The sequence below is a fragment of the Enterococcus sp. LJL128 genome (assembly GCF_056924295.1).
The window spans coordinates 58,966-81,294 of the sequence record NZ_JBXPBP010000008.1 but is presented as its reverse complement, the minus strand read 5'-3'; the positions used below and the strand labels follow the sequence as shown (position 1 = coordinate 81,294).

Below are 22,329 nucleotides of genomic sequence, written 5' to 3'. Positions count from 1 at the left end.
AAGAAGAGGGAGCGGAAGAGTGGTCCTTTTAGTTCCCTCTTTAGTGGTAGATGAAAGGGGCAATTGTTATGTTTAGATATAATGTGCGCGGAGAAAACATCGAAGTAACAGAAGCGATTCGTGATTATGTAGAGAAAAAAGTTAAAAAACTGGAGAGATACTTCAGCGATGCACCTGAAGCAACAGTTTATGTTAATTTGAAAGTTTATACTGAAAAAACTGCAAAAGTTGAAGTGACGATTCCACTTCCATATTTAGTATTGAGAGCGGAAGAAACGTCTCCAGATCTTTATGCAAGTATTGATTTAGTTGTAGATAAATTAGAACGTCAAATTCGTAAATTTAAAACAAAAATCAATCGTAAATCACGTGAAACTGGCTTAGGCAATACACAGCCAGCAACTTTCTTCACAGAAGATGACAATTCAGAAGAAACATCTGAACTTGATATCGTACGTACAAAGCGTTTATCACTGAAACCAATGGACAGCGAAGAAGCAGTTCTGCAAATGAACATGCTGGGACATAATTTCTTTATCTTTGAAGATTCTGAAACTAATGGAACAAGCATCGTATACCGTCGTAAAGATGGTAAATACGGCTTAATCGAAACAGACTAAGTAACTGCTGTTTCATTCTTAAACAAGTAGAACAGTCGGCTGGAGTAAAGCAGGTGCTTTTCTCCAGCTTTTATTGTGAGTACATACAAATATTTAAGTAATTCTTAGGATAAGTTATTTCCTTTCTTATGAAGTAATGATAAAATAAGAAGGATGATTGTACATTTCAGGTAAAATGATTGTGTGATTTGTAGAAAAATAAATAGAGTTAATTGAAAGGAACACTTGAAAAATGGCAAATTTTCTTAGAAAGATGATTGAAAACGATAAAAAGGAACTAAAACGTCTCGAAGGGATTGCAGACCAGGTTGATAGCTTTGCTTCAGCAATGGAACAATTAAGTGATGATGAACTTCGCGGCAAAACAGATGAGCTGAAAGGACGCTATCAAAAAGGCGAAACCTTAGATCAACTGCTGCCTGAAGCGTTCGCTGTAGTTCGTGAAGGGGCAAAGCGGGTATTAGGTTTATATCCTTACCGTGTTCAGCTTATGGGGGGGATTGTTCTTCACGATGGTAACATCCCTGAGATGAGAACAGGGGAAGGGAAAACCTTGACAGCTACAATGCCGGTATATTTGAATGCTTTATCCGGTGAAGGTGTCCACGTGGTAACAGTCAATGAATATTTGGCAACTCGTGATTCAAGTGAAATGGGAGAGTTGTACAATTTCCTTGGATTGAGTGTTGGTCTGAATATCAACTCAAAAACAGCAGAAGAAAAGCGTGCGGCATATAATGCGGATATCACATATAGCACAAATAATGAACTAGGTTTTGATTATCTGAGAGACAACATGGTTGTTTACCGTAATCAAATGGTACAGCGTCCGCTGAACTATGCAATTGTCGATGAAGTGGACTCTATTTTAGTCGATGAAGCTCGGACTCCATTAATCATTTCAGGACAGGCTGAAAAGTCTACTGCTCTGTATACACGTACAGATTTAGTTGTGAAAAAACTGAAAGAAGAAGAAGATTTCAAAATCGACGTTCAGTCTAAAACGATTAGTCTTACCGAAGCAGGTATGGAAAAAGTTGAAGAAGCTTTTGGTTTGGATAACCTTTACGAAATTGAAAACACAGCATTGACGCATCATATGGAGCAGGCTTTGCGTGCAAACTTCATCATGATTCGTGACTTCGACTACGTTGTACAGGATGGAAAAGTTCTTATTGTCGACCAATTTACTGGGCGTATTATGGATGGACGCCGTTATTCTGATGGTTTGCATCAGGCGATTGAGGCAAAAGAAGGCGTTGAAATTGAAGACGAAACAAAAACAATGGCAACTATTACCTTCCAGAACTACTTCCGTATGTATAAAAAATTGTCTGGGATGACCGGTACAGCGAAAACAGAAGAAGAAGAGTTCCGTGAAATTTACAATATGCAGGTTATTCAAATTCCTACAAATAAACCAATCGTTCGTGATGATCGTGCGGACTTACTTTATCCTACACTGGATACAAAGTTTAAAGCAGTTGTACAGGATATCAAGGAACGCTACCATAATGGTCAGCCTATCCTGGTAGGGACAGTAGCGGTTGAAACTTCTGAGCTGTTGTCTAACATGTTAAATGAAGAAAAAATTCCGCATGAAGTATTGAATGCTAAAAATCACTTTAAAGAAGCAGAAATCATCATGAATGCTGGTCAAAAGGGTGCGGTTACGATAGCAACCAACATGGCTGGTCGTGGTACGGATATTAAACTTGGCTTGGGCGTTGTCGAATTAGGCGGCTTGGCCGTTATTGGTACAGAACGGCACGAGTCTCGTCGTATAGATAATCAGCTTCGCGGACGATCCGGTCGTCAGGGAGATCCAGGGATTTCACAATTTTATCTTTCTTTGGAAGATGATTTGATGAAACGTTTTGGTTCAGAACGAATTAAAGCTTTCCTTGATCGCATGAAGATCGAAGACGAGGATGCTGTTATTCAAAGTAAAATGCTGACTAGACAAGTTGAATCTGCTCAGAAACGAGTGGAAGGAAACAACTATGATACTCGAAAGAACGTTTTACAATATGACGACGTGATGCGTGAGCAGCGTGAAGTCATCTATGCGCAGCGTCAGGAAGTCATCATGGAAGAAAATGACTTAACAGATGTATTGATGAATATGGTAAAACGGACAATCAGCCGGGTTGTTGACAGTCATACTCAATTAGAAAAAGAAAACTGGAATCTGGAAGGAATCGTAGATTTTGCCGGATCAGCTGTCCTGCATGAAGATGCTATTTCTATTGAGGATATCAAAGGGAAAACACCAGAAGAGATTAAAGATTACTTATATAATGCTGCAAAAGAAATCTATGAAACAAAAGCAGCACAACTAAGTGGTCCTGAGCAAATGCTTGAATTCCAAAAGGTTGTTATTTTGAGAGTGGTTGATACAAAATGGACTGACCATATTGATGCAATGGATCAGCTACGCCAATCTGTGGGCTTACGTGCCTATGGTCAAAATAATCCTTTGGTTGAGTATCAAACAGAAGGTTATCAAATGTTTGAGGACATGGTTGGAGCCATTGAATTTGAAGTTACCCGTCTATTTATGAAATCGGAACTTCGTCAAAATGTTCAACGGGAGCAGGTCGCCCAAGGTGAAGCAACTCATCCAGGTGAAACTCCAGAAGAACAAAGTAATACTTCTGGGAAGAAGAAACCTGTTCAGGTACAAAAAGTGGGAAGAAATGACCCATGTCCGTGCGGCAGCGGCAAGAAATTCAAAAACTGTCACGGAAAAAATGCCTAAATAAAAGCGAAGGCGGGGCTTGTCCCTGCCTTTACTTGTTGTTTTGACGAGAACAGCAGTCTAAAAAAGTTTTAAGAGCAGTGTAAATAATGGAAAACACGTTGCATTTCCGGAAGGATTTGTGTAAGTTACTTTGTACTGGTAAAATGAGTAAATAATCATTTTACTAGATAGAAGTTTAAGGAGTAAATTGCTAACATTGATTTAAAGGAAAGGAAGTTTTAAGATAGATGGAAAATGCAGAAATTCGTCATTCATTAGATGATATGAATGAAAAAATAAGTAGTTTTAGGGGGTCTCTTTGACTTAGACCAGCTGGAAGAGGATATTGCAGAGGCTGAACATCGAATGGCAGAGCCTGGTTTCTGGGATAACACCGAAGAAGCACAGAAGTTGATCAATGAAACAAATGTCTATAAAGAAAAGTTTCAGCAGTTTAATCAGCTTGCGGAAGAGCTGGAGGAGCTGGAAGTGATGAATGAGCTTCAACAGGAAGAATACGACCAAGAGATTCATGAGGAACTAGTTGACAGAATCCAGCAATTGACTGAAAAATTGTCGATTTATGAGCTTTCCCTACTATTAAATGAGCCGTATGATAAGAACAATGCTATCATTGAACTACATCCGGGGGCTGGCGGAACCGAGTCTCAGGATTGGGGCAGCATGCTGTTAAGGATGTATACGCGCTGGGCAGAAAGTCATGGATTTCAAGTGGAAACATTGGATTATCTTGCTGGAGATGAAGCCGGTATAAAAAGTGTAACACTGGAAATTAAAGGATATAACGCTTATGGCTATCTCAAATCTGAAAAAGGCGTCCATCGTTTAGTTCGTATCTCACCTTTCGATTCTGCTAAACGAAGACATACTTCTTTTTGTTCGGTAGATGTAATGCCAGAGCTGGATGATACAGTAGAAGTAGCGATTAATTCTGATGATTTGAAAATTGATACCTATCGTGCAAGCGGTGCCGGCGGTCAGCATATTAATAAAACAGAATCTGCGGTCAGAATTACTCATATCCCGACAGGAACGGTTGTAGCAAGTCAGGCGCAACGTTCACAGCTAAAAAATAGGGAACAGGCAATGTCTATGCTGAAAGCGAAGCTTTATCAGCTGGAACTGGAGAAAAAGGCGCAGGAAGCAGCAAATCTGCGTGGCGAACAGCTGGAAATCGGTTGGGGTTCACAAATTCGTTCATATGTTTTTCATCCGTACTCGATGGTCAAAGACCACCGGACTAATTTTGAAACAGGAAATGTACAGGCAGTCATGGATGGAGATCTTGACGGATTTATCGATGCTTATTTAAAAATGCAAATCAGCTAAGCTCTTTACTGAAATGAAATATAACTGTAAAGTGTTGAAAGAGGATTGAAATAAATTAATGTTATAATAAGCAGTGATTTTATTATGGAGATGGAGAGAAAACATCATGATTGAAATGAAAGATGTAATGAAAAAGTATTCTAATGGTACAACTGCTATTAGAAATCTTTCAATAGAAATAAAACCAGGTGAGTTTGTATATGTTGTAGGTCCATCTGGTGCAGGAAAGTCTACATTTATCAAGTTGATGTACCGCGAAGAAAAAGCAACAAAGGGACGCCTAAAAGTAGCCGGTCACGATCTGATTAGAATTAAGAACAATGAAGTTCCTTATCTAAGAAGAGAAATCGGGATTGTCTTTCAGGATTATAAACTGTTAAGCAAAAAGACTGTTTATGAAAATGTTGCCTATGCTATGCAGGTAATTGGAAGAAAACCTCGTGAAGTTAAGAAACGCGTTATGGAAGTATTGGATCTTGTAGGATTGAAGCACAAAGTACGGGTATTTCCAAGTGAGCTTTCCGGTGGGGAGCAACAGCGTGTATCAATCGCACGGGCAATCGTAAATATGCCTAAAGTTCTGATTGCTGATGAACCAACTGGTAACCTTGATCCCGAAAATTCCTGGGAGATTATGAAGTTATTGGATCGTATTAATGCTCAGGGAACTACGGTTGTGATGGCAACACATAACAGTACGATTGTAAATACCATCCGTCATCGGGTAATTGCGATAGAGAACGGACGGATTATTCGAGATCAAGCGGAAGGGGATTACGGCTACGATGATTAGAACATTTTTTACTCATTTACTTGAGAGTATTAAAAGTTTGAAGCGAAACGGCTGGATGACGATAGCTTCAACAAGTGCCGTGACAATCACATTAATACTTGTAGGTATTTTTATGGCAGTGATTTTCAATGCAACGAAATTGGCAAAGGATATTTCTGAAAACGTAACAGTTTCAGTTTTTGTTGATATTGGTACAACAGCAGAGGAAATGCAGGCATTAGAAGGCGAATTAGGCAAAATTCCAAATGTCGAAAGTATTTCATACTCTAATAAAGATCAGCAGCTTAAAAAAATTCAAGATCAAATGGGGGATGCCTGGAATCTTTTTGAAGGAGACAGCAACCCGCTATACGATGTGTATTATTTAAGTGCAAAACAACCAGAACAAACAAAGAAAATCTCTGAAGAAGCTGGTAAGCTGGCAAATGTATTTAAAGCCGATTATGGCGGATTGTCTTCTGATAAGATTTTCCAATTAGCTAAAACCGTTCAGACTTGGGGACTTGCTGCGGCAGGTTTACTACTATTCGTAGCAGTGTTTCTAATTTCAAATACGATTCGAATTACTATTTTGTCAAGACAACGTGAGATTCAAATCATGCGTTTAGTTGGGGCGAAAAATGGATATATCCGCTGGCCTTTCTTCTTGGAAGGTGCCTGGATCGGTCTGTTGGGAGCTATTATTCCAATGGTCCTTCTGACTTTTGGTTATCATCAGGCATTTAAAGTTCTGAATCTGCAGCTGCTGCGTTCAAACTATTCAATGTTGAAGCCAGAAGAATTCCTGTGGCAGTTGAATTTACTGATGATTGGTGTAGGAGTTGTTATCGGCTCTGTAGGTTCAGTAATATCTATGCGCCGATTCTTGAAGATATAAAAGCTTAAGAGAATGAAATGATTTGTTTGAAAAATCATTTCATTCTCTTTTTTCTTTACTTCTCATGACAAGTTAGATATCCTTACTAGTGTGGGAAAGCGTAGTTAGAGGTGAATGTATGAATTTTTTTATTGATAATTTCTTTGTAATTATTTTTATTGCTAATATTTTGCTCTCACTGGTTATTGTTTTTCGTGAGAGACGGGAAACAGCTCAAACTTGGGCCTGGCTATTGGTTCTTTTCTTTGTCCCTATTGTGGGATTCGTTTTATATATCTTTCTTGGACGGGGAATATCTAAAGATAAAATCTTCGACATGAAGATGCAGGCCAAAATTGGTATGAACGCCGAAATCGAAAATGAAAAGAATGCCTTGAGGAGAGGGCTGTTTCCTCATCCGCCAACTGGCGAAGTAAAGCCCAAACAGTTGATTTATATGCTGACGATTTTTGAAAGCTCCATGTATACAACGAATAACGATATTATTTTATATACAGATGGACGTGAAAAATTTGATGCACTGATTGAAGATATTCGTCGGGCGAAGGACCATATCCATATGGAGTACTATATTTATCGTGCGGATACCCTTGGGAAAGAGGTTCGGGAAGAACTGATTAATGCTGCAAAACGTGGAGTAAAGGTTCGCGTACTTCTGGATGCATGGGGTTCCACCCAAGTGAATATGAAGTTTTTTGAAAGGTTGACAAATGAAGGCGGAGAGGTTGCATTTTTCTTTCCATTGTTTGTACCTTATTTAAACCCCCGCATCAATTATCGAAATCATCGAAAAATTGTTGTGATTGATGGGATGGTAGGTTATACTGGCGGTTTTAATGTGGGGGATGAATATTTAGGTAATGTCGCCAAATTTGGTTATTGGCGGGATAATCACCTGCGTATTTGCGGAGATGCAGTTTATAGTATGCAGAACCGGTTTTTAATGGACTGGAACTCTCAACACCCAGAAGAATTAAGCTATCGGGAACAATATTTCCCGGCAATTACTTCTGTAGGTAAAAAGGCTGTTCAGATTGTGACCAGCGGTCCTGATTCTGAACATGAACAGATTAAAATGACGTATTTGAAAATGATTTCTTTAGCTAAGAAGGAAATTTTAATTCAGACACCTTATTATATTCCAGATGAATCTATTCATGAGGCCCTTAAGCTGGCACTTCTTTCTGGTGTTAATGTAAGAATCCAAATTCCTAATAAGCCGGATCATATGCTGGTTTATTGGGCAACGTATTCTTTTGCAGCAGAGCTGCTGGAGTATGGAGCGATTATCGAAACCTATGAAAATGGCTTTATACATGCCAAAACGGTTATTATTGACGGCGGCATCGTTTCAGTAGGGTCTGCTAATATTGATGTTCGTTCCTTTAGACTGGACTTTGAGATTAACACAATCATTTATGATCAGGAGTTTTCTGAAAAAGTTAGAGATTCTTTTTACGAAGATTCTCAGGTGTCAGAGCTGTTAACACAGGAAAAGTACAATGCGAGAGGTTTTATTATTAAACTTAAAGAGGGACTGGCACGCTTAATCTCACCATTGCTATAAGGTAAAACAGAATAAAAATATAAAACTTCAATTGAGCAAACTAGGCTTGATTGAAGTTTTTTGTTATTTTATTACTCAAAAGAACTGAATGAAAGGAAATTTTAAGTAATTTGATTTTCATTGTTAATTCTTAATGTTAAAATAAACTGATTGAATGGATTTGGAGGTTTACGAGGAAATGAAAAAGAAATTATTCATTATTTTTAGTTTAATAAGTATGCTTGCTCTTTCAGGATGTGCCAGCTGGATTGATCGGGGAGAATCTATTACTGCGGTTGGTTCTTCTGCGCTTCAGCCTTTAGTTGAAACGGCTAGTGAGGCCTTCCAGAGTGAAAATCCCGGGAAGTTTATTAATGTCCAAGGGGGCGGAAGCGGCACGGGTTTGAGTCAGGTACAGGCTGGAGCTGTTGAAATTGGAAATTCTGATTTGTTCGCTGAGGAAAAGAAAGGTATTGAAGCGAATAAACTGGTCGATCACAAAGTTGCAGTTGCAGGAATCACACCAATTATTAATAAAAATGTGGGTGTGACGGATATCTCTATAGAAAACTTGAGAAAAATCTTTTTAGGAGAGATAACAAACTGGAAAGAGCTAGGCGGTAAAGATATCAGCATTGTTATTCTGAATAGAGCAGCCGGCAGCGGTACTCGGGCAACCTTTGAAAAATGGGTTTTGGATGGTAAAACAGCTGTCCGCGCACAGGAGCAGGATTCCAGCGGCATGGTACGGTCTATCGTTTCAGATACACCAGGTGCTATTAGCTATACAGCTTTTTCCTACGTCAATGATGAAGTGGCAACTTTGAAAGTTGATGGTGTGGAGCCAACTGATGATAATGTAGCAACGAATGAATGGAAAATTTGGTCCTATGAGCATATGTATACTTTAGGTGAACCAAAAGAATTAACGAAAGAGTTTCTCGATTTTATGCTGTCCGATGAGGTACAGGAAGGAATAATTGAAGACTTAGGTTATATTCCTGTTTCAAAAATGAAAGTGGAACGGGATTGGGAAGGAAATCTGATTGATTAATCACCTTTACACAAAATTTACAAACTTAACACAAGATTTACATGTTATTAAACGCAAATTGAAATTCAAAGCGTACACTTGAAAATATCTTATGTATTGCTCAAGGAGGAGTTATTTTTGGAAGATGTGCAAAAGCAGTTACTGACAAAATCAAAACGGGCAAAGATGGAGCAGCGGGGAAAGCTACTTAGCTTCTTTTGTATTGCGCTCATCGTATTGGTTGTCCTTTCCATTTTTTACTTTGTGGCAAGTAAAGGATTGGCTACATTCTTTACTGATAAAATAAATATATTTGATTTTCTTTTTGGAACAAACTGGAATCCAAGTGAGGTTGGTTCGAACGGTAAACCGATGGTAGGAGCCTTGCCAATGATTACCGGATCGTTCGTTGTTACATTTCTGTCAGCAATTGTGGCAACACCGTTTGCAATCGGTGCCGCTGTTTTTATGACAGAAATCTCCCCAAAAAAAGGGTCAAAAATCCTACAACCGGTAATTGAGCTGTTGGTGGGAATTCCATCAGTTGTTTATGGATTTATTGGCTTGACAGTGATTGTTCCTTTTGTTCGTTCAATTTTTGGCGGGACTGGGTTTGGTATTTTGGCAGGAACCTTCGTGCTGTTTGTCATGATTTTACCAACGGTGACCACAATGACTGTCGATGCACTGAAAGCTGTTCCAAGACACTACAGAGAAGCTTCACTGGCTCTAGGAGCAACCCGCTGGCAGACAATCTATAAAGTTGTGTTGCGGGCAGCGGTTCCCGGGATATTGACAGCGGTCGTTTTTGGAATGGCAAGAGCGTTTGGTGAAGCCTTAGCGATTCAGATGGTTATCGGAAATGCAGCTGTAATGCCAAACGGTCTGACAACACCGGCCTCAACTTTAACAAGTATACTAACAATGGGAATCGGCAATACAATCATGGGAACCGTAGAAAATAACGTTCTTTGGTCGCTTGCATTGATTCTGCTGTTGATGTCTTTATTGTTCAATATTGTGATTCGGATTATAGGTAGAAAAGGAGTGTTGAAATAATGAATGCCAAAAAAGCCGATAAGACAGCTACTGCTGTTTTATACACTGTTTCAGGAGTCATCGTCTTTATTCTGGCCGCGCTGCTCCTTTATATTCTGGTACGGGGAATCCCTCACATTTCTTGGAATTTCCTGACTAAGCCGTCAAAAGCTTATCAAGCTGGCGGAGGAATTGGTATTCAGCTGTTTAACTCTATTTATCTCCTGTTAATCACAATGATTATTAGTTTGCCGATTTCTTTAGGAGCAGGAATTTATCTATCTGAATATGCTAGAAAAAACTGGCTGACTGATGTTATTCGTACCTCCATCGAAATCTTAAGCTCACTGCCCTCCGTAGTTGTCGGTCTGTTCGGCTTTCTGATTTTTGTTGTGCAGATTGGCTATGGCTTTTCTATTATTTCTGGAGCATTGGCATTGACGTTCTTTAATCTTCCTTTGTTGACTAGAAATGTAGAGGAATCTTTAAAAGCGGTTCATTATACACAGAGGGAAGCCGGACTTGCCTTAGGTCTTTCTCGATGGGAAACAGTTAAAAAAGTAATTATTCCGGAAGCAATGCCGGGTATTTTGACAGGAGTTATTCTAAGCTCAGGTCGAATTTTTGGTGAAGCGGCAGCACTGATTTACACAGCTGGACAAAGTGCTCCAGCGTTGGATTTCAGTAACTGGAATCCACTAAGCGTCTCCAGCCCTATCAGTATTTTCAGACAAGCAGAAACTCTGGCTGTTCACATCTGGAAAGTAAATACTGAAGGAACGATGCCGGATGGACCTGCAGTTTCTGCTGGGGCATCGGCAGTCTTGATTATCGTAGTTCTATTATTTAACTTCGGTGCTCGTTTTATAGGGAATAAACTACACAAGCGATTGACATCAGCCTAATGTTAGGAGTAGACAAATGAAAGAATATAATTGGAACGATACGAATATTATGCAGATGGATCCAGAGAAAACGCCTGTTGCACTGCATACAGAGGGCCTTCATGTATGGTATGGAGATAACGAAGCAATTAAAGGCGTAGATCTTCAATTTGAAAAAAGCAAAATTACCGCACTGATTGGACCGTCAGGATGCGGGAAATCCACCTATCTACGATCTCTGAATCGAATGAACGATGGAATTGCCAATACAAAGATTACCGGTAAGATTATGTATAAAGGCGTTGACGTGAATAGTAAAGCTGTTGATGTTTACGAAATGCGTAAGCGAATTGGCATGGTTTTTCAACGGCCAAATCCTTTCAGTAAGTCTATTTATGAGAATATCACCTTTGCATTGAAGCAGCATGGGGAAAAAGATAAGCATAAATTGGATGAGCTTGTAGAAACAAGTTTGAAGCAGGCGGCGTTATGGGATCAGGTAAAGGATAACCTTTCTAAAAGTGCTTTAGCTTTATCTGGAGGTCAGCAGCAGCGTCTGTGTATCGCTAGAGCAATTGCTATGAAGCCTGATATTTTATTGCTGGATGAGCCTGCCAGTGCTTTGGACCCAATCTCAACTGGGACTGTAGAGGAAACATTAGTGAGCTTGAAAGATGACTACACAATTATCATTGTAACCCATAATATGCAGCAGGCTGCTCGTATCAGTGACCAGACCGCTTTCTTCTATTTGGGTAAAGTTATTGAGTACGATGAAACACGGAAAATCTTTACAAGACCAAAAATACAAGCAACGGAAGACTATGTTTCCGGGCATTTTGGTTAGGAGGAAAACGATGACACAAGAAATTATTTCATCAAAGGATCTGCATCTATACTATGGAAAAAAGGAAGCGTTAAAGGGAATTGATCTCTCAATCAATCAAGGAGAAATTACGGCTATGATTGGACCTTCAGGTTGTGGTAAATCTACGTATCTTCGTTCTCTTAATCGGATGAATGATCTGATACCTGGAGTAACAATCACCGGTAGTGTGATGTATAAAGGCAAAGATATCTACGGACCGAAAACCGATACAGTGGAACTGCGTAAAGAAATCGGCATGGTTTTTCAGCAGCCCAATCCGTTTCCTTTTTCCGTGTATGAAAATGTGATTTACGGCTTGCGCTTGAAAGGTGAGAAAGATAAGCAGATATTGGACGAAGTAGTAGAAAGCAGTTTGAAAGCAGCTTCTGTCTGGGAAGATGTAAAGGATAAACTCCACAAGAGTGCGTTATCTCTTTCCGGCGGTCAGCAGCAGCGGGTTTGTATTGCCCGCGTGTTGGCAGTTAATCCGGAAATTATTTTGCTGGATGAACCAACGAGCGCGCTGGATCCAATTTCAAGCGGAAAAATAGAAAACATGTTGCTCACACTGAAAGAAAAATATACAATGATTATGGTGACTCATAATATGTCTCAAGCATCCCGTATCTCAGATAAAACAGCGTTCTTTCTACAAGGAGAGCTGATTGAGTTTAACGATACAAAGAAAATCTTTTTAAATCCGAAAAGACAAGAGACAGAGGATTATATTTCAGGGAAGTTCGGATAATACAATTTTTAGGAGGAATGCACATGTTGCGTAGTCAGTTTGAAGAAGAACTGCTTAATCTGCATAATCAGTTTTACGAAATGGGTATGATGGTAAGCAATGCTGTCCATAAATCGGTTCGTGCCTATATTGATCATGATAAGCAAATTGCTCAAGGAGTGATTGATTATGATGCTGAAATCAACGAAATGGAAGTAAAGCTTGAGAAGAAAAGCTTTGAAATGATTGCCTTGCAGCAACCGGTAACCACTGATTTGCGGATGATTATTACGGTAATGAAGGCCAGCTCAGATTTGGAAAGAATGGCAGACCACGCGGTATCTATTGCAAAATCAGCGATTCGTTTGAAAGGTGAAACAAGAATTCCGGAGATTGAAAAAGAGATTTCCGATATGTCTGATTATGTGAAGAAAATGGTAGACAATGTCCTTGTTGCCTATGTAAAGACTGATCAAAAGGATGCACGAATGATTGCTAAGATGGATGATCGAGTGAATGAATACTTCAATAGTATCTATAAAAACTCGATCAACAGTATGAAGGCTGATCCTGAAACGGTTATCAGCGGTACAGATTACCTTCATGTAGCAACTTATTTAGAACGAATCGGCGATTATGTTACAAATATTTGTGAATGGATTGTTTATCTGGCTACTGGAAAAATCACAGAGCTGAATACGAATCATGATGAATAATTAAAGTATGACAAAGAAATACAAAAGCATCATAGTTGTTTGTTAATCGATTCTTTTCGGAGGCTATACAAAGGCTAATGGACATAGTTGCCGTATTTACGAAAATACTATCCTGCTGATTATACAAATTTTAGTGAAAGAAAGGTTTGGGCGTTTAACTATGTCCCAACCTTTTCTTTTTTTGAGCAATATAATATAGAAGTAACTTTACTGATAAAGTAAATACAGACGGAATAGACTGCTGTTGCAGAAACGCAGCGGAGATGATGAGCGTCTTCTTTTTGCTGTATAGGGATTCGTATTTTAGAGATAAGAAAACTTCTGAGATTTATCTTTGACTAAAGAGGAAAAAGTTGATGAATCTGTGAAGAATCTCTATAATTAAACTGAAAAAAAGAAGAACATTTCTGATATTTATCGTGCTGTCCTTGAGATGGAGCGAAAATTCATCCTTAAGTCCTATGACAAAGAATGAAAAAGAAGGCATAATAAGACATGTAAGGAAGACACCTTAGGGTGAAAAATTTGCTAAGGAGGCAATTTCCATGAAAGAAAGAGAAAGAGTATTGGATTTAGTTAAAAAAGGAATCCTGTCATCCGAGGAAGCCTTGGTCCTATTAGAAAATCTGGCAACTGAAAAAGATGAAAAACAAATCAAAAAGGCTGCCGATGAAGTAGATGTAACAACGACAACTGTTGATTCAAAGGAAAGCGATTCGGTCGCTGATTTAGTAAACGACTTAGAAAACAAAGCAGAATCTGCTGACAAGGAAATCGAGGATGCGGTTGAGTCCTTTGAAGAAAAGGCGAAAGAAAGTTCAGAAGCAGATCGTAAGAATCTAGAAAAAATCTTGGATGAACTGGCAACTAAAGCCAATCACGCATCTGTTGAACTTGATGAAGTCAATGCGGAAATCGCAGGACTGAAAGAAGAAATCAAAGAAGCTCAGGAATCTCTAATGGAGTTGAATACCAAAGAAGAGCTAGGCGAGTTGTCAGAAGAAGACTTAGCCCGCAGAGAAGCTTTGGAAACTGAGTTGAAGGCATTAGAAGATAATTTGTCTGATCAAAATCAAGAGAAGGTTGCTTTAGAAGCAGAGTTGAAAAATATTCGTAAAGAGCAATGGACAGAAACAAAAGACCGCGTAGCTTCTAAATTTGATATTCCAGATGACTGGAAAGATCAGGCAACAGATACATTGAACCAAGTAGGCGAAAAGATGAGTGAAGCGGGTTCTCAGCTAGGCTCATTCTTGAAGAAAACATTCAACACATTTACAGATACAATCAATGACAATGTTGAATGGAAGGATGTTAATTTCCGTGTACCAGGTGTGGCTACAACGAAATTTGACCATGAATTCAATTATCCTTCAGTGGACGCTAGTCTGATTGATGTGAAGGTAGCGAACGGAAATATCGTATTTAAAACTTGGGACAAAGAAGACCTTAAAGTTGAAGGGAAAATTAAACTTTACGGTAAAATGGATGCTGATACACCATTAGAGGCATTCCTTGAAAGAAGTCAGATTGATGTGGATGAAGAAGTTATTTCTTTCCAAATCCCTAACAAACGTGTAAGAGCTGACTTGGTATTCTACTTACCTGAACGTACGTATGACCATGTATCAGTGAAGCTTCTAAACGGCAACATCAGCGTGGAAGAATTAAAAGCGAAAGATGTTTATACAAAATCAACAAATGGTTCAATCACATTTAATTCAATCGATGCAACGATGCTGGAAGTTGAAGGTGTGAATGGTGATATTAAGATTTATAAAGGAGAAATCCTGGACAATATTATCGAAACAGTTAATGGTACAGTCACTGTTACTGCTACCCCTCAAAATGTTGCAGTCTCTTTAATCAATGGAGATGTGCGCATCACTGCCAAAGACGACACGCTGAGAAAAATCGAAGCCAGCTCTGTCAACGGCAATGTGAAGATTGCTTTACCTGATACAATTGGAGCAGAAGGTACTGTGAAGACAAGCTTAGGCAGTATCAACAGCCGGATGTCGGACTACGAAGTTGTTCGTGAGAAGAAGGAACGCACAAATCAAATGCTTCAATTCAGACGTGTAAATGAAGGAACAATGGCTCAAATCAACGCTTCTACAACAACAGGAAACATTTATTTAAAAGATACTGACAAATAAATGGTAGAAGAATGACGAGTACTACTGACCAAAGGGGAGAGCGGCTTTCTCCCCGAGGTCTATAAAAATTATCAAGAGCAAGAGGTGAGAGTAAAATGAGAAAAAGATTGACAAAATCTCCTAATAACGTAGTGTTGACAGGTTCTTTAGCCGGAATTGCTGAATGGCTGGGAATTGATCCAACTATTGTACGTGTGTTATTTGTAATCATAAGCTTCTTTTCAGCCGCTTTCCCTGGAATTCTGGTGTATATCGTCTTAGCGATTATCATCCCTTCAGGACGCAGCAGAAGAAGCAACAATAGCTATGACAACTATAATCGTAATGTGAGAAATGAAAATCCTTACAGCAGTCAGCAAAGAAAACCAGCTGAAAAAGTTGATGATGAAGACTGGAGTGACTTTTAATGACCTACTTTCAACGTCTGGTCGTTAACACACTGACATTTGTCTCGCTGGCAGTAATTTTTCCCGATATGATTCATGTGAAAAGTATCGGGATTGCTGTCGTCGCGGCTTTTGTTCTGTCCATTCTCAATATGCTGGTTAAGCCAATACTGACGGTTTTATCGCTCCCTTTTACACTGCTGACCTTCGGACTTTTTAGTTTTGTAGTGAATGCAGCAATTTTGAAAATGACTTCGTTTTTTGTTGGCGAGATGAACTTTGGATTTTCCAGTTTTGGGGCTGCGGTTTTAATGGCTGTAGTTATGTCGCTTGTGAATGCGGTTGTTAGTGAACACAATTTAAATAAAGAAGAAGAATAGCTAAGCAGTTGGCGTGTCAGTCAGTCTGTTTAGCTATTTTTTATAGGAATGAGTTGGTAAGCAGTGTTTCGCTGCAAGTACATATGAAGAATATAAATGAAATCAATTTGATTTTTTGAATAGGTATGAATTGTTTCCGGCTGTTCAGGCAGCAGTTTTTCTGCAGCATGAAGCAATTGTTTTGTATCAGCTAATGGTATATTTGGAAAATAGTGCTCGGCTAATACTAGCCCCTGATAAATAAGATAGCATTTTCCACCGTTCTCAATAGGCAGCCATAAAGCATGCCATTCCTGCTGATTGATAGGAGAGAGCAGTAGTTGAGCGTGTCTATGAAAGAATCGATGAATAAGCTGCCAGTCATCTCGCCATTGTGCAGCTTGAATGAAATGAAGGTTCTCAGAAGCAGCAATCATTTTCTGTTCCAGCCGTTTTTCCAACGCTTCTGGATGACCTGTAAAAGCAGCTAGTAATTCTGTCAAAATAAGGTCTGAATCTATGGTTGATTCAGTTGTTTGAGCAAATAGACGATGCCAGGAATCATTCGGGTTTAAATGATAGAGCTTTTCCAGAATGGCTGTAATTTCTGGGAGCTGTCTGTGGCTAGTGTAAGGACCAAAAGTATAAGTGCCTGTTGGAAATGGAGCTGTAGCTAGACGAATTTTTTGTTTCTCATTTAAAATTGTCAAGAAGCTGTAGCGTTCAAAAGCATTCATCTGTCGATTATACATGGGACGGTGTTGTTGAATTAAGCGGCACTCGAGCAGAAGTGCATCAAGCTCAGTATCCACATGAATGACGTCAAAATCAGCCAGCTGTAGGATCATTCGTTTCACTTTGCTGGAATGCTGACTATTTTTTATAAAATAACTGCTGACCCGTTCTTTCAGTTTTTTTGCTTTTCCAATATAAACAATGTCTCCGTGACGATCTTTCATCAGGTAGACTCCTGGAGATAAGGGCAGCGCACGGGCTTTTTGCTTTAACTTTTCCTTCATATCAATCACTCTCTGCTTTTCAAAATCAGTTTAAGTATACAAGGATGGGAAAAATAGTCAAGAAGATTAAATCCTACAGAGATAAATGAATATAAGTAGAAAGTTAGTGGTTGAAATGATAAAATAAAGCGGAGAGAGGAAAGGAATGAAAGATAAAATATGTCAGAAACTGTAAAAATACGCCAGTTGGCCGAAGAACTTTCTCTGGAAATTGTTTTTGGATCAGAGAAGGCTTTAGATAAAGAAATAACAACGGGGGATATCTCCCGTCCAGGTCTGGAATTGACGGGTTACTTTAGTTACTATTCTCATGACCGCTTGCAGTTGTTTGGAAACAAGGAAATTACTTTTGCCGAGCGAATGATTCCTGAGGAACGATTACTGGTTATGCGTCGGATGTGTGGAGAGGATACACCAGGATTTATCATTTCCAGAGGACTGGAGGTTCCCAAGGAGATGATTCAAGCTGCTAAGGAAAAGGATATGGCAGTACTGCGTTCGCCAATCTCTACTTCCCGTTTGCTGGGTGAGTTATCAAGCTTTCTTGATGATGAGCTGGCAACTAGAACGAGCGTCCATGGTGTACTGGTTGATGTCTATGGGTTAGGTGTGCTTATTCAGGGAGACAGTGGTATTGGTAAGAGTGAAACAGCGCTGGAGCTGATTAAGCGGGGACACCGTTTGATTGCTGATGACCGTGTAGATGTCCATCAGCAAGATGAACTTACATTAATAGGCGAGCCGCCAAAAATTTTACAGCATTTAATTGAAATTCGCGGAATAGGAATTATTGACGTCATGAATCTTTTTGGTGCTAGTGCAGTCCGAGGCTTTATGCAGGTTCAGTTAGTCGTTTATCTGGAGGCCTGGGCGAAGAATAAGCAGTACGATCGATTAGGCAGTGATGATGCAGTAGTGGAAATCGGTAATGTAGATGTTCCTCAGATTCGTATTCCAGTTAAAACTGGTAGAAACGTGGCGATTATTATCGAAGTTGCAGCAATGAATTTCCGTGCTAAGAGTATGGGTTATGATGCTACAAAAGAATTCGAAAACCGCTTAACACAGCTTATCGAAGAAAATTCAGGAATATAGGGGGAATACACATGTTGGCTCAAGTTAGTCCAGTGGCTTTCCGTATATTAGGAATTTCTGTCTACTGGTATGCAGTAATCATTGTTTCGGGGATTATTCTAGCTGTTTGGTTGAGTAGCCGGGAAGCTGTTAGAGTAGGATTGAAGTCAGATGATGTCGTTGATTTCATGATTTGGGGATTGCCAAGTGCCATCGTTGGTGCAAGATTATATTATGTTGCGTTTGAATGGCAGGATTATATAAACAATCCATTGGATATCTTCATGACCCGAAATGGCGGGTTAGCTGTCTATGGGGGATTGATTGGCGGCGGCATTGCACTTTTACTGTTTACCCGTCATCATTTCATTTCAACGTGGACATTTCTGGATATTGCTGCTCCAAGTGTTATTTTGGCGCAGGGAATCGGACGCTGGGGAAACTTCATGAATCATGAAGCTTATGGACCAGATACGACTAAAAGCTTCCTAGAAGGGCTGCATTTGCCAAATTTCATTATTGAGAACATGAAGATTGACGGTATTTATCGTCAGCCGACTTTTTTATATGAATCTATTTGGAATTTTCTGGGCTTTGTTGTATTAATTCTATTACGCAGGAAAAAAGATTTTCTAAAAGAAGGAGAAATTTTCCTTCTTTATGTTGCATGGTATGCGTTTGGGCGCTTTTTCATAGAGGGACTGCGCACCGATAGTCTATATGTTTTCGGAATCATTCGCGTTTCCCAGTTGTTGTCAGTCGTACTGTTTTTAGGTGCTCTGGTTATTCTGGCGATACGTAGAAGAAACCCTAAGCTGAGTTTTTACAATCGTGAACGGGGATCATTAGAGACGAAAACAAAAAAAGGATAGAGTAAATAAACAATCGTTTATTTAGGAGGAGAAGCATATAATGAAACAAAAAATTGCTGTTTTAGGCCCTGGATCATGGGGCACAGCCTTGGCTCAAGTGTTAGCAGAAAACGGAAATGAAGTTAGAATCTGGGGAAATGATGAAAAGCAAATTGAGGAAATTAACCAATTCCATACCAATAAGCATTACCTTCCGGATTTAGTCATACCCGATTCAATAAAAGGTGTAAAATCTTTGGAAGAATGTATTGCTGATGTTGATGCGGTTCTATTTGTAGTTCCTACAAAAGCTATTCGAGCAGTAGCAAATGAATTTACAAAGCTTGCCCAAAATCAACCGCTGATAATTCATGCCAGCAAAGGATTGGAGCAAGGAAGTCATAAACGTATTTCTGAAGTGCTGATGGAGGAGATTCCCAGCAATAAGCGAAAAGGGATTGTAGTTCTTTCAGGCCCGAGTCACGCTGAGGAAGTAGCCGTTCATGATATTACAACTATTACTGCAGCCAGCGAAGTGATTGAGCATGCAGAGTATGTGCAGAAGCTGTTTATGAATAGCTATTTCAGAATTTATACGAATGAAGATGTCATTGGTGTTGAAACGGGAGCTGCTTTAAAAAATATTATCGCTCTTGGAGCAGGTGCAATTCATGGATTGGGCTTTGGCGACAATGCCAAGGCAGCAATTATGACGAGAGGCTTGGCTGAAATTAGTAGACTAGGTGTGGCAATGGGAGCGAATCCGCTGACATTTATCGGATTAAGTGGTGTTGGGGATCTGATTGTCACCTGTACAAGTATTCATTCCCGCAACTGGCGTGCTGGCAATCTGCTGGGTAAAGGACATAGTCTTGATGAAATCCTTGAGAATATGGGAATGATTGTTGAGGGTGTTTCTACAACAAAGGCGGCTTATGAGTTAGCACAGCAAATGAATATTGACATGCCGATTACAGAAGCTATCTATCAGGTTTTATATGAAGATAAAGAAGTGAAGCAAGCAGCTAAAGATATTATGCTGCGCGATGGCAAAACAGAAAACGAGTTTTTATAATGGAAGGAGAATTTCAAATGAAAGTAAAAAAAGCGGTTATTCCAGCGGCAGGTCTTGGAACTAGATTTTTGCCGGCAACGAAAGCGATGGCTAAGGAGATGCTGCCAATTGTTGATAAGCCGACTATTCAATTTATTGTAGAGGAAGCGCTGGCTTCCGGGATTGAGGATATTCTGATTGTGACCGGAAAAGCAAAGCGTCCAATCGAAGATCACTTCGACTCGAATATTGAACTGGAAACAAACTTAAAAGAAAAAAACAAAACGGAACTCTTAAAACTTGTAGAAGAAACTACGGATGTTAATTTGCACTTTATACGTCAGTCTCATCCCAAAGGTCTAGGTCATGCTGTACTTCAGGCGAAAGCTTTTGTCGGTAATGAACCATTTGTGGTTATGCTGGGTGATGATATCATGGAAGATAAGATACCATTATCTAAACAACTGATGAATGATTATGAAGAGACTCATGCAGCAACGCTTGCGGTGATGAAGGTTCCTCATGAAGATACTTCTAAGTATGGAATTATTAATCCTGAAACAGAGGTTAGCAAAGGATTATTTAATGTAAAAAACTTTGTAGAAAAACCAAACCCTGAGGATGCTCCTAGTGATTTGGCAATTATTGGACGCTATTTACTTACACCGGAGATTTTTGATATTTTAGAAAATCAGGAGCCTGGTGCAGGCGGCGAAATTCAATTAACAGATGCCATTGATACTTTGAATAAAACACAACGTGTATTTGCGCGTTCCTTTACAGGAACACGGTATGATGTCGGTGATAAGTTTGGATTTATGAAGACAAGTATTGAGTATGGTCTGAATCATCCGGAAGTCAAAGACAACTTGAGGGCTTATCTGATTGAACTGGGACAAAAGCTTATAAAAGAAGAAAATAGTCCTGAAATAAAGGTAAAAGACAATAAAAATCAAAAATAATTTTTCTGCAGGTTTACGGCGTTCTTCGTAAGCCTGCTTTTTTCTTGGGATAAATTTGATTAGTTATCACTGAAAAAGAAACATCGTATCAGAAGAGAAGTGAACATTTTTCTAAGATTTTTATATAGTGGGATTGCTAATAAATTGGTATAATAAAAAGAGTAAGAAACAGTGAAAGATTTGTAGAAATGTATAGCAAGTGTTATGCTAATAAAAATGGATGTTGGAAAGGAGAAAATTTATGACAGGTGGAGAGATTGCCGGCTTAATTGCGGCTTCGGCTTTTGCAGTCCTAGTGTTATTTATTGGCGTGGTTTTATGGAAAATCGCTAAAACAATGGATCAGGTAACAAAAACAGTGGATGAAGCGAATAAAACCATTGCAGTTGTAACAAATGACGTAGATATTTTATCAAAACAGGTAGAGGGGCTGTTGGTAAAAAGTAATGATTTACTAAATGACGTCAACCAGAAGGTAGCAACTATTGATCCTTTGTTCCAGGCAGTTGCAGATTTGAGTGTCAGTGTTTCTGATTTGAATCATTCCAGTAAAAATCTGGTGACAAAAATGGGTTCTGTCGGAAAAAATGCTTCTAAAGCTGGAATGGTTGGAAAAGTAGGCGGAGCGGCTTTTCGGGCAATGCGTTCTAAAAAATAAAAAACAACTATAGTTATGGAGGAATAGATAATGGCGAAAAAAAGCGGCGGATTTCTATTAGGTGCAGTAATAGGCGGAACAGCAGCAGCGATTGCGGCATTACTGTTGGCACCAAAGTCAGGAAAAGAGTTGCGTAAAGATCTGGCTGAACAAGCAGACACCTTAAAAGATAAAGCAGAAGATTATAGAGAGTATGCGGTACAGAAGGGATCGGAATTCTCATCAATTGCAAAAGATACAGCAGACTCTCTTAGCGATCAGGCGGGAGATTTAGCAGGAAACATCAAAAATAAATCTAAAGGGTCATTCAGCAAAGCTCAGGATGTATCCGATTCAGTCCTGGAAACATTGAGACAACAGACCAATGATTTGTCAAGCCGCTTTAAAAAGACTGCAAACGACTTAAATAATGAGATGGATGATTTCAGGGATATTGCGGAAGATACATCTGATGATATTATTATTGATGTTAAAGACTCTGCTGAAAAAGCCAAAGAAATTGTTTCTGAAGGAAAAGATGAAGCCAAAGCTGCAGCAGCAGATATTCCAGAAAAGGCTGATGAAGCCAAAGAAGATTTGAAGGATGCAGCAGAAAAAACTGTTAAATAAGAA

General features: G+C 39.3%; 22 protein-coding genes. 21 read left to right on the top strand and 1 reads right to left on the bottom strand.

Features of this window, described 5'->3' with window-relative positions; all coding sequences use genetic code 11:
* Window positions 1-68 precede the first annotated feature (68 nt).
* The 15 genes from hpf to AC1Z3K_RS11010 all read left to right on the top strand — a co-directional run bounded on the left by hpf (window position 69) and on the right by AC1Z3K_RS11010 (window position 16,120).
* The gene (gene hpf, locus AC1Z3K_RS11080; protein WP_426082374.1) at window positions 69-620 is read left to right on the top strand and encodes a ribosome hibernation-promoting factor, HPF/YfiA family; all 552 of its coding nucleotides are present in this window, start codon (window positions 69-71) and stop codon (window positions 618-620) included.
* Window positions 621-852: 232 nt separating this feature from the next.
* Complete coding sequence (secA, locus tag AC1Z3K_RS11075; RefSeq protein ID WP_426082375.1) at window positions 853-3,381, top strand: preprotein translocase subunit SecA; 2,529 nt, start codon at window positions 853-855, stop codon at window positions 3,379-3,381.
* Between the two features lie 230 nt (window positions 3,382-3,611).
* Window positions 3,612-4,713 (top strand): peptide chain release factor 2 gene (gene prfB, locus AC1Z3K_RS11070; protein WP_426082376.1). Its coding sequence is split into 2 segments (ribosomal slippage): window positions 3,612-3,683 and window positions 3,685-4,713, totalling 1,101 coding nucleotides; the frame shifts between segments, so codons are not numbered across the junction.
* 106 nt (window positions 4,714-4,819) lie between these two features.
* Window positions 4,820-5,506, top strand: a complete 687-nt coding sequence (ftsE, locus tag AC1Z3K_RS11065; protein ID WP_426082377.1) for a cell division ATP-binding protein FtsE — start codon at window positions 4,820-4,822, stop codon at window positions 5,504-5,506.
* Window positions 5,499-6,383, top strand: coding sequence for a permease-like cell division protein FtsX (gene ftsX / locus AC1Z3K_RS11060; RefSeq protein WP_426082378.1), 885 nt, complete (start codon window positions 5,499-5,501; stop codon window positions 6,381-6,383). Before ftsE ends, ftsX begins: the two co-directional genes overlap by 8 nt.
* A gap of 118 nt (window positions 6,384-6,501) precedes the next feature.
* Window positions 6,502-7,950 carry a cardiolipin synthase gene (gene cls, locus AC1Z3K_RS11055; RefSeq protein WP_426082379.1) on the top strand — a complete coding sequence of 483 codons (1,449 nt, stop codon included), beginning with the start codon at window positions 6,502-6,504 and terminating at the stop codon, window positions 7,948-7,950.
* Window positions 7,951-8,128: 178 nt separating this feature from the next.
* A complete protein-coding gene (locus AC1Z3K_RS11050; protein WP_461732761.1) occupies window positions 8,129-8,983 on the top strand; it encodes a phosphate ABC transporter substrate-binding protein PstS in 855 nt (284 codons plus the stop codon).
* Between the two features lie 117 nt (window positions 8,984-9,100).
* Window positions 9,101-10,021: a phosphate ABC transporter permease subunit PstC gene (gene pstC / locus AC1Z3K_RS11045; RefSeq protein WP_426082381.1), complete on the top strand. Its 921-nt coding sequence runs from the start codon at window positions 9,101-9,103 to the stop codon at window positions 10,019-10,021.
* Complete coding sequence (pstA, locus tag AC1Z3K_RS11040) at window positions 10,021-10,905, top strand: phosphate ABC transporter permease PstA (protein ID WP_426082383.1); 885 nt, start codon at window positions 10,021-10,023, stop codon at window positions 10,903-10,905. Before pstC ends, pstA begins: the two co-directional genes overlap by 1 nt.
* Window positions 10,906-10,921: 16 nt before the next feature.
* Window positions 10,922-11,731 carry a phosphate ABC transporter ATP-binding protein PstB gene (gene pstB, locus AC1Z3K_RS11035; protein WP_461732760.1) on the top strand — a complete coding sequence of 270 codons (810 nt, stop codon included), beginning with the start codon at window positions 10,922-10,924 and terminating at the stop codon, window positions 11,729-11,731.
* Between the two features lie 10 nt (window positions 11,732-11,741).
* Entirely contained in the window at window positions 11,742-12,500 is a 759-nt protein-coding gene (gene pstB / locus AC1Z3K_RS11030) for a phosphate ABC transporter ATP-binding protein PstB (protein ID WP_426082386.1), read from the top strand.
* Between the two features lie 23 nt (window positions 12,501-12,523).
* Window positions 12,524-13,195, top strand: coding sequence for a phosphate signaling complex protein PhoU (phoU, locus tag AC1Z3K_RS11025; protein ID WP_426082387.1), 672 nt, complete (start codon window positions 12,524-12,526; stop codon window positions 13,193-13,195).
* A gap of 545 nt (window positions 13,196-13,740) precedes the next feature.
* Entirely contained in the window at window positions 13,741-15,354 is a 1,614-nt protein-coding gene (gene liaX, locus AC1Z3K_RS11020) for a daptomycin-sensing surface protein LiaX (RefSeq protein WP_426082388.1), read from the top strand.
* Between the two features lie 95 nt (window positions 15,355-15,449).
* On the top strand, window positions 15,450-15,761 hold the full coding sequence (locus AC1Z3K_RS11015; RefSeq protein ID WP_426082389.1) for a PspC domain-containing protein: 312 nt from the start codon (window positions 15,450-15,452) through the stop codon (window positions 15,759-15,761).
* The gene (locus AC1Z3K_RS11010) at window positions 15,761-16,120 is read left to right on the top strand and encodes a phage holin family protein (protein WP_426082390.1); all 360 of its coding nucleotides are present in this window, start codon (window positions 15,761-15,763) and stop codon (window positions 16,118-16,120) included. Before AC1Z3K_RS11015 ends, AC1Z3K_RS11010 begins: the two co-directional genes overlap by 1 nt.
* A gap of 29 nt (window positions 16,121-16,149) precedes the next feature.
* Here AC1Z3K_RS11010 and AC1Z3K_RS11005 read toward each other — a convergent pair whose 3' ends face one another.
* Window positions 16,150-17,118 (bottom strand): GIY-YIG nuclease family protein, encoded by a 969-nt coding sequence (locus AC1Z3K_RS11005; RefSeq protein ID WP_426082391.1) that lies wholly within the window; start codon window positions 17,116-17,118, stop codon window positions 16,150-16,152.
* A 159-nt stretch (window positions 17,119-17,277) separates the two neighbouring features.
* Between AC1Z3K_RS11005 and hprK the strand changes: the two genes are divergently transcribed.
* The 6 genes from hprK to AC1Z3K_RS10975 all read left to right on the top strand — a co-directional run bounded on the left by hprK (window position 17,278) and on the right by AC1Z3K_RS10975 (window position 22,326).
* Complete coding sequence (hprK, locus tag AC1Z3K_RS11000) at window positions 17,278-18,213, top strand: HPr(Ser) kinase/phosphatase (RefSeq protein ID WP_426082392.1); 936 nt, start codon at window positions 17,278-17,280, stop codon at window positions 18,211-18,213.
* A gap of 11 nt (window positions 18,214-18,224) precedes the next feature.
* Window positions 18,225-19,064: a prolipoprotein diacylglyceryl transferase gene (gene lgt, locus AC1Z3K_RS10995; protein WP_426082393.1), complete on the top strand. Its 840-nt coding sequence runs from the start codon at window positions 18,225-18,227 to the stop codon at window positions 19,062-19,064.
* A 40-nt stretch (window positions 19,065-19,104) separates the two neighbouring features.
* Complete coding sequence (locus AC1Z3K_RS10990; RefSeq protein WP_461732759.1) at window positions 19,105-20,118, top strand: NAD(P)H-dependent glycerol-3-phosphate dehydrogenase; 1,014 nt, start codon at window positions 19,105-19,107, stop codon at window positions 20,116-20,118.
* A 17-nt stretch (window positions 20,119-20,135) separates the two neighbouring features.
* Window positions 20,136-21,059, top strand: a complete 924-nt coding sequence (gene galU, locus AC1Z3K_RS10985; protein WP_426082395.1) for a UTP--glucose-1-phosphate uridylyltransferase GalU — start codon at window positions 20,136-20,138, stop codon at window positions 21,057-21,059.
* A 241-nt stretch (window positions 21,060-21,300) separates the two neighbouring features.
* Window positions 21,301-21,717, top strand: coding sequence for a DUF948 domain-containing protein (locus AC1Z3K_RS10980; RefSeq protein ID WP_426082396.1), 417 nt, complete (start codon window positions 21,301-21,303; stop codon window positions 21,715-21,717).
* Between the two features lie 30 nt (window positions 21,718-21,747).
* Window positions 21,748-22,326: a YtxH domain-containing protein gene (locus AC1Z3K_RS10975; protein ID WP_426082397.1), complete on the top strand. Its 579-nt coding sequence runs from the start codon at window positions 21,748-21,750 to the stop codon at window positions 22,324-22,326.
* The last annotated feature ends 3 nt before the right edge of the window (window positions 22,327-22,329 follow it).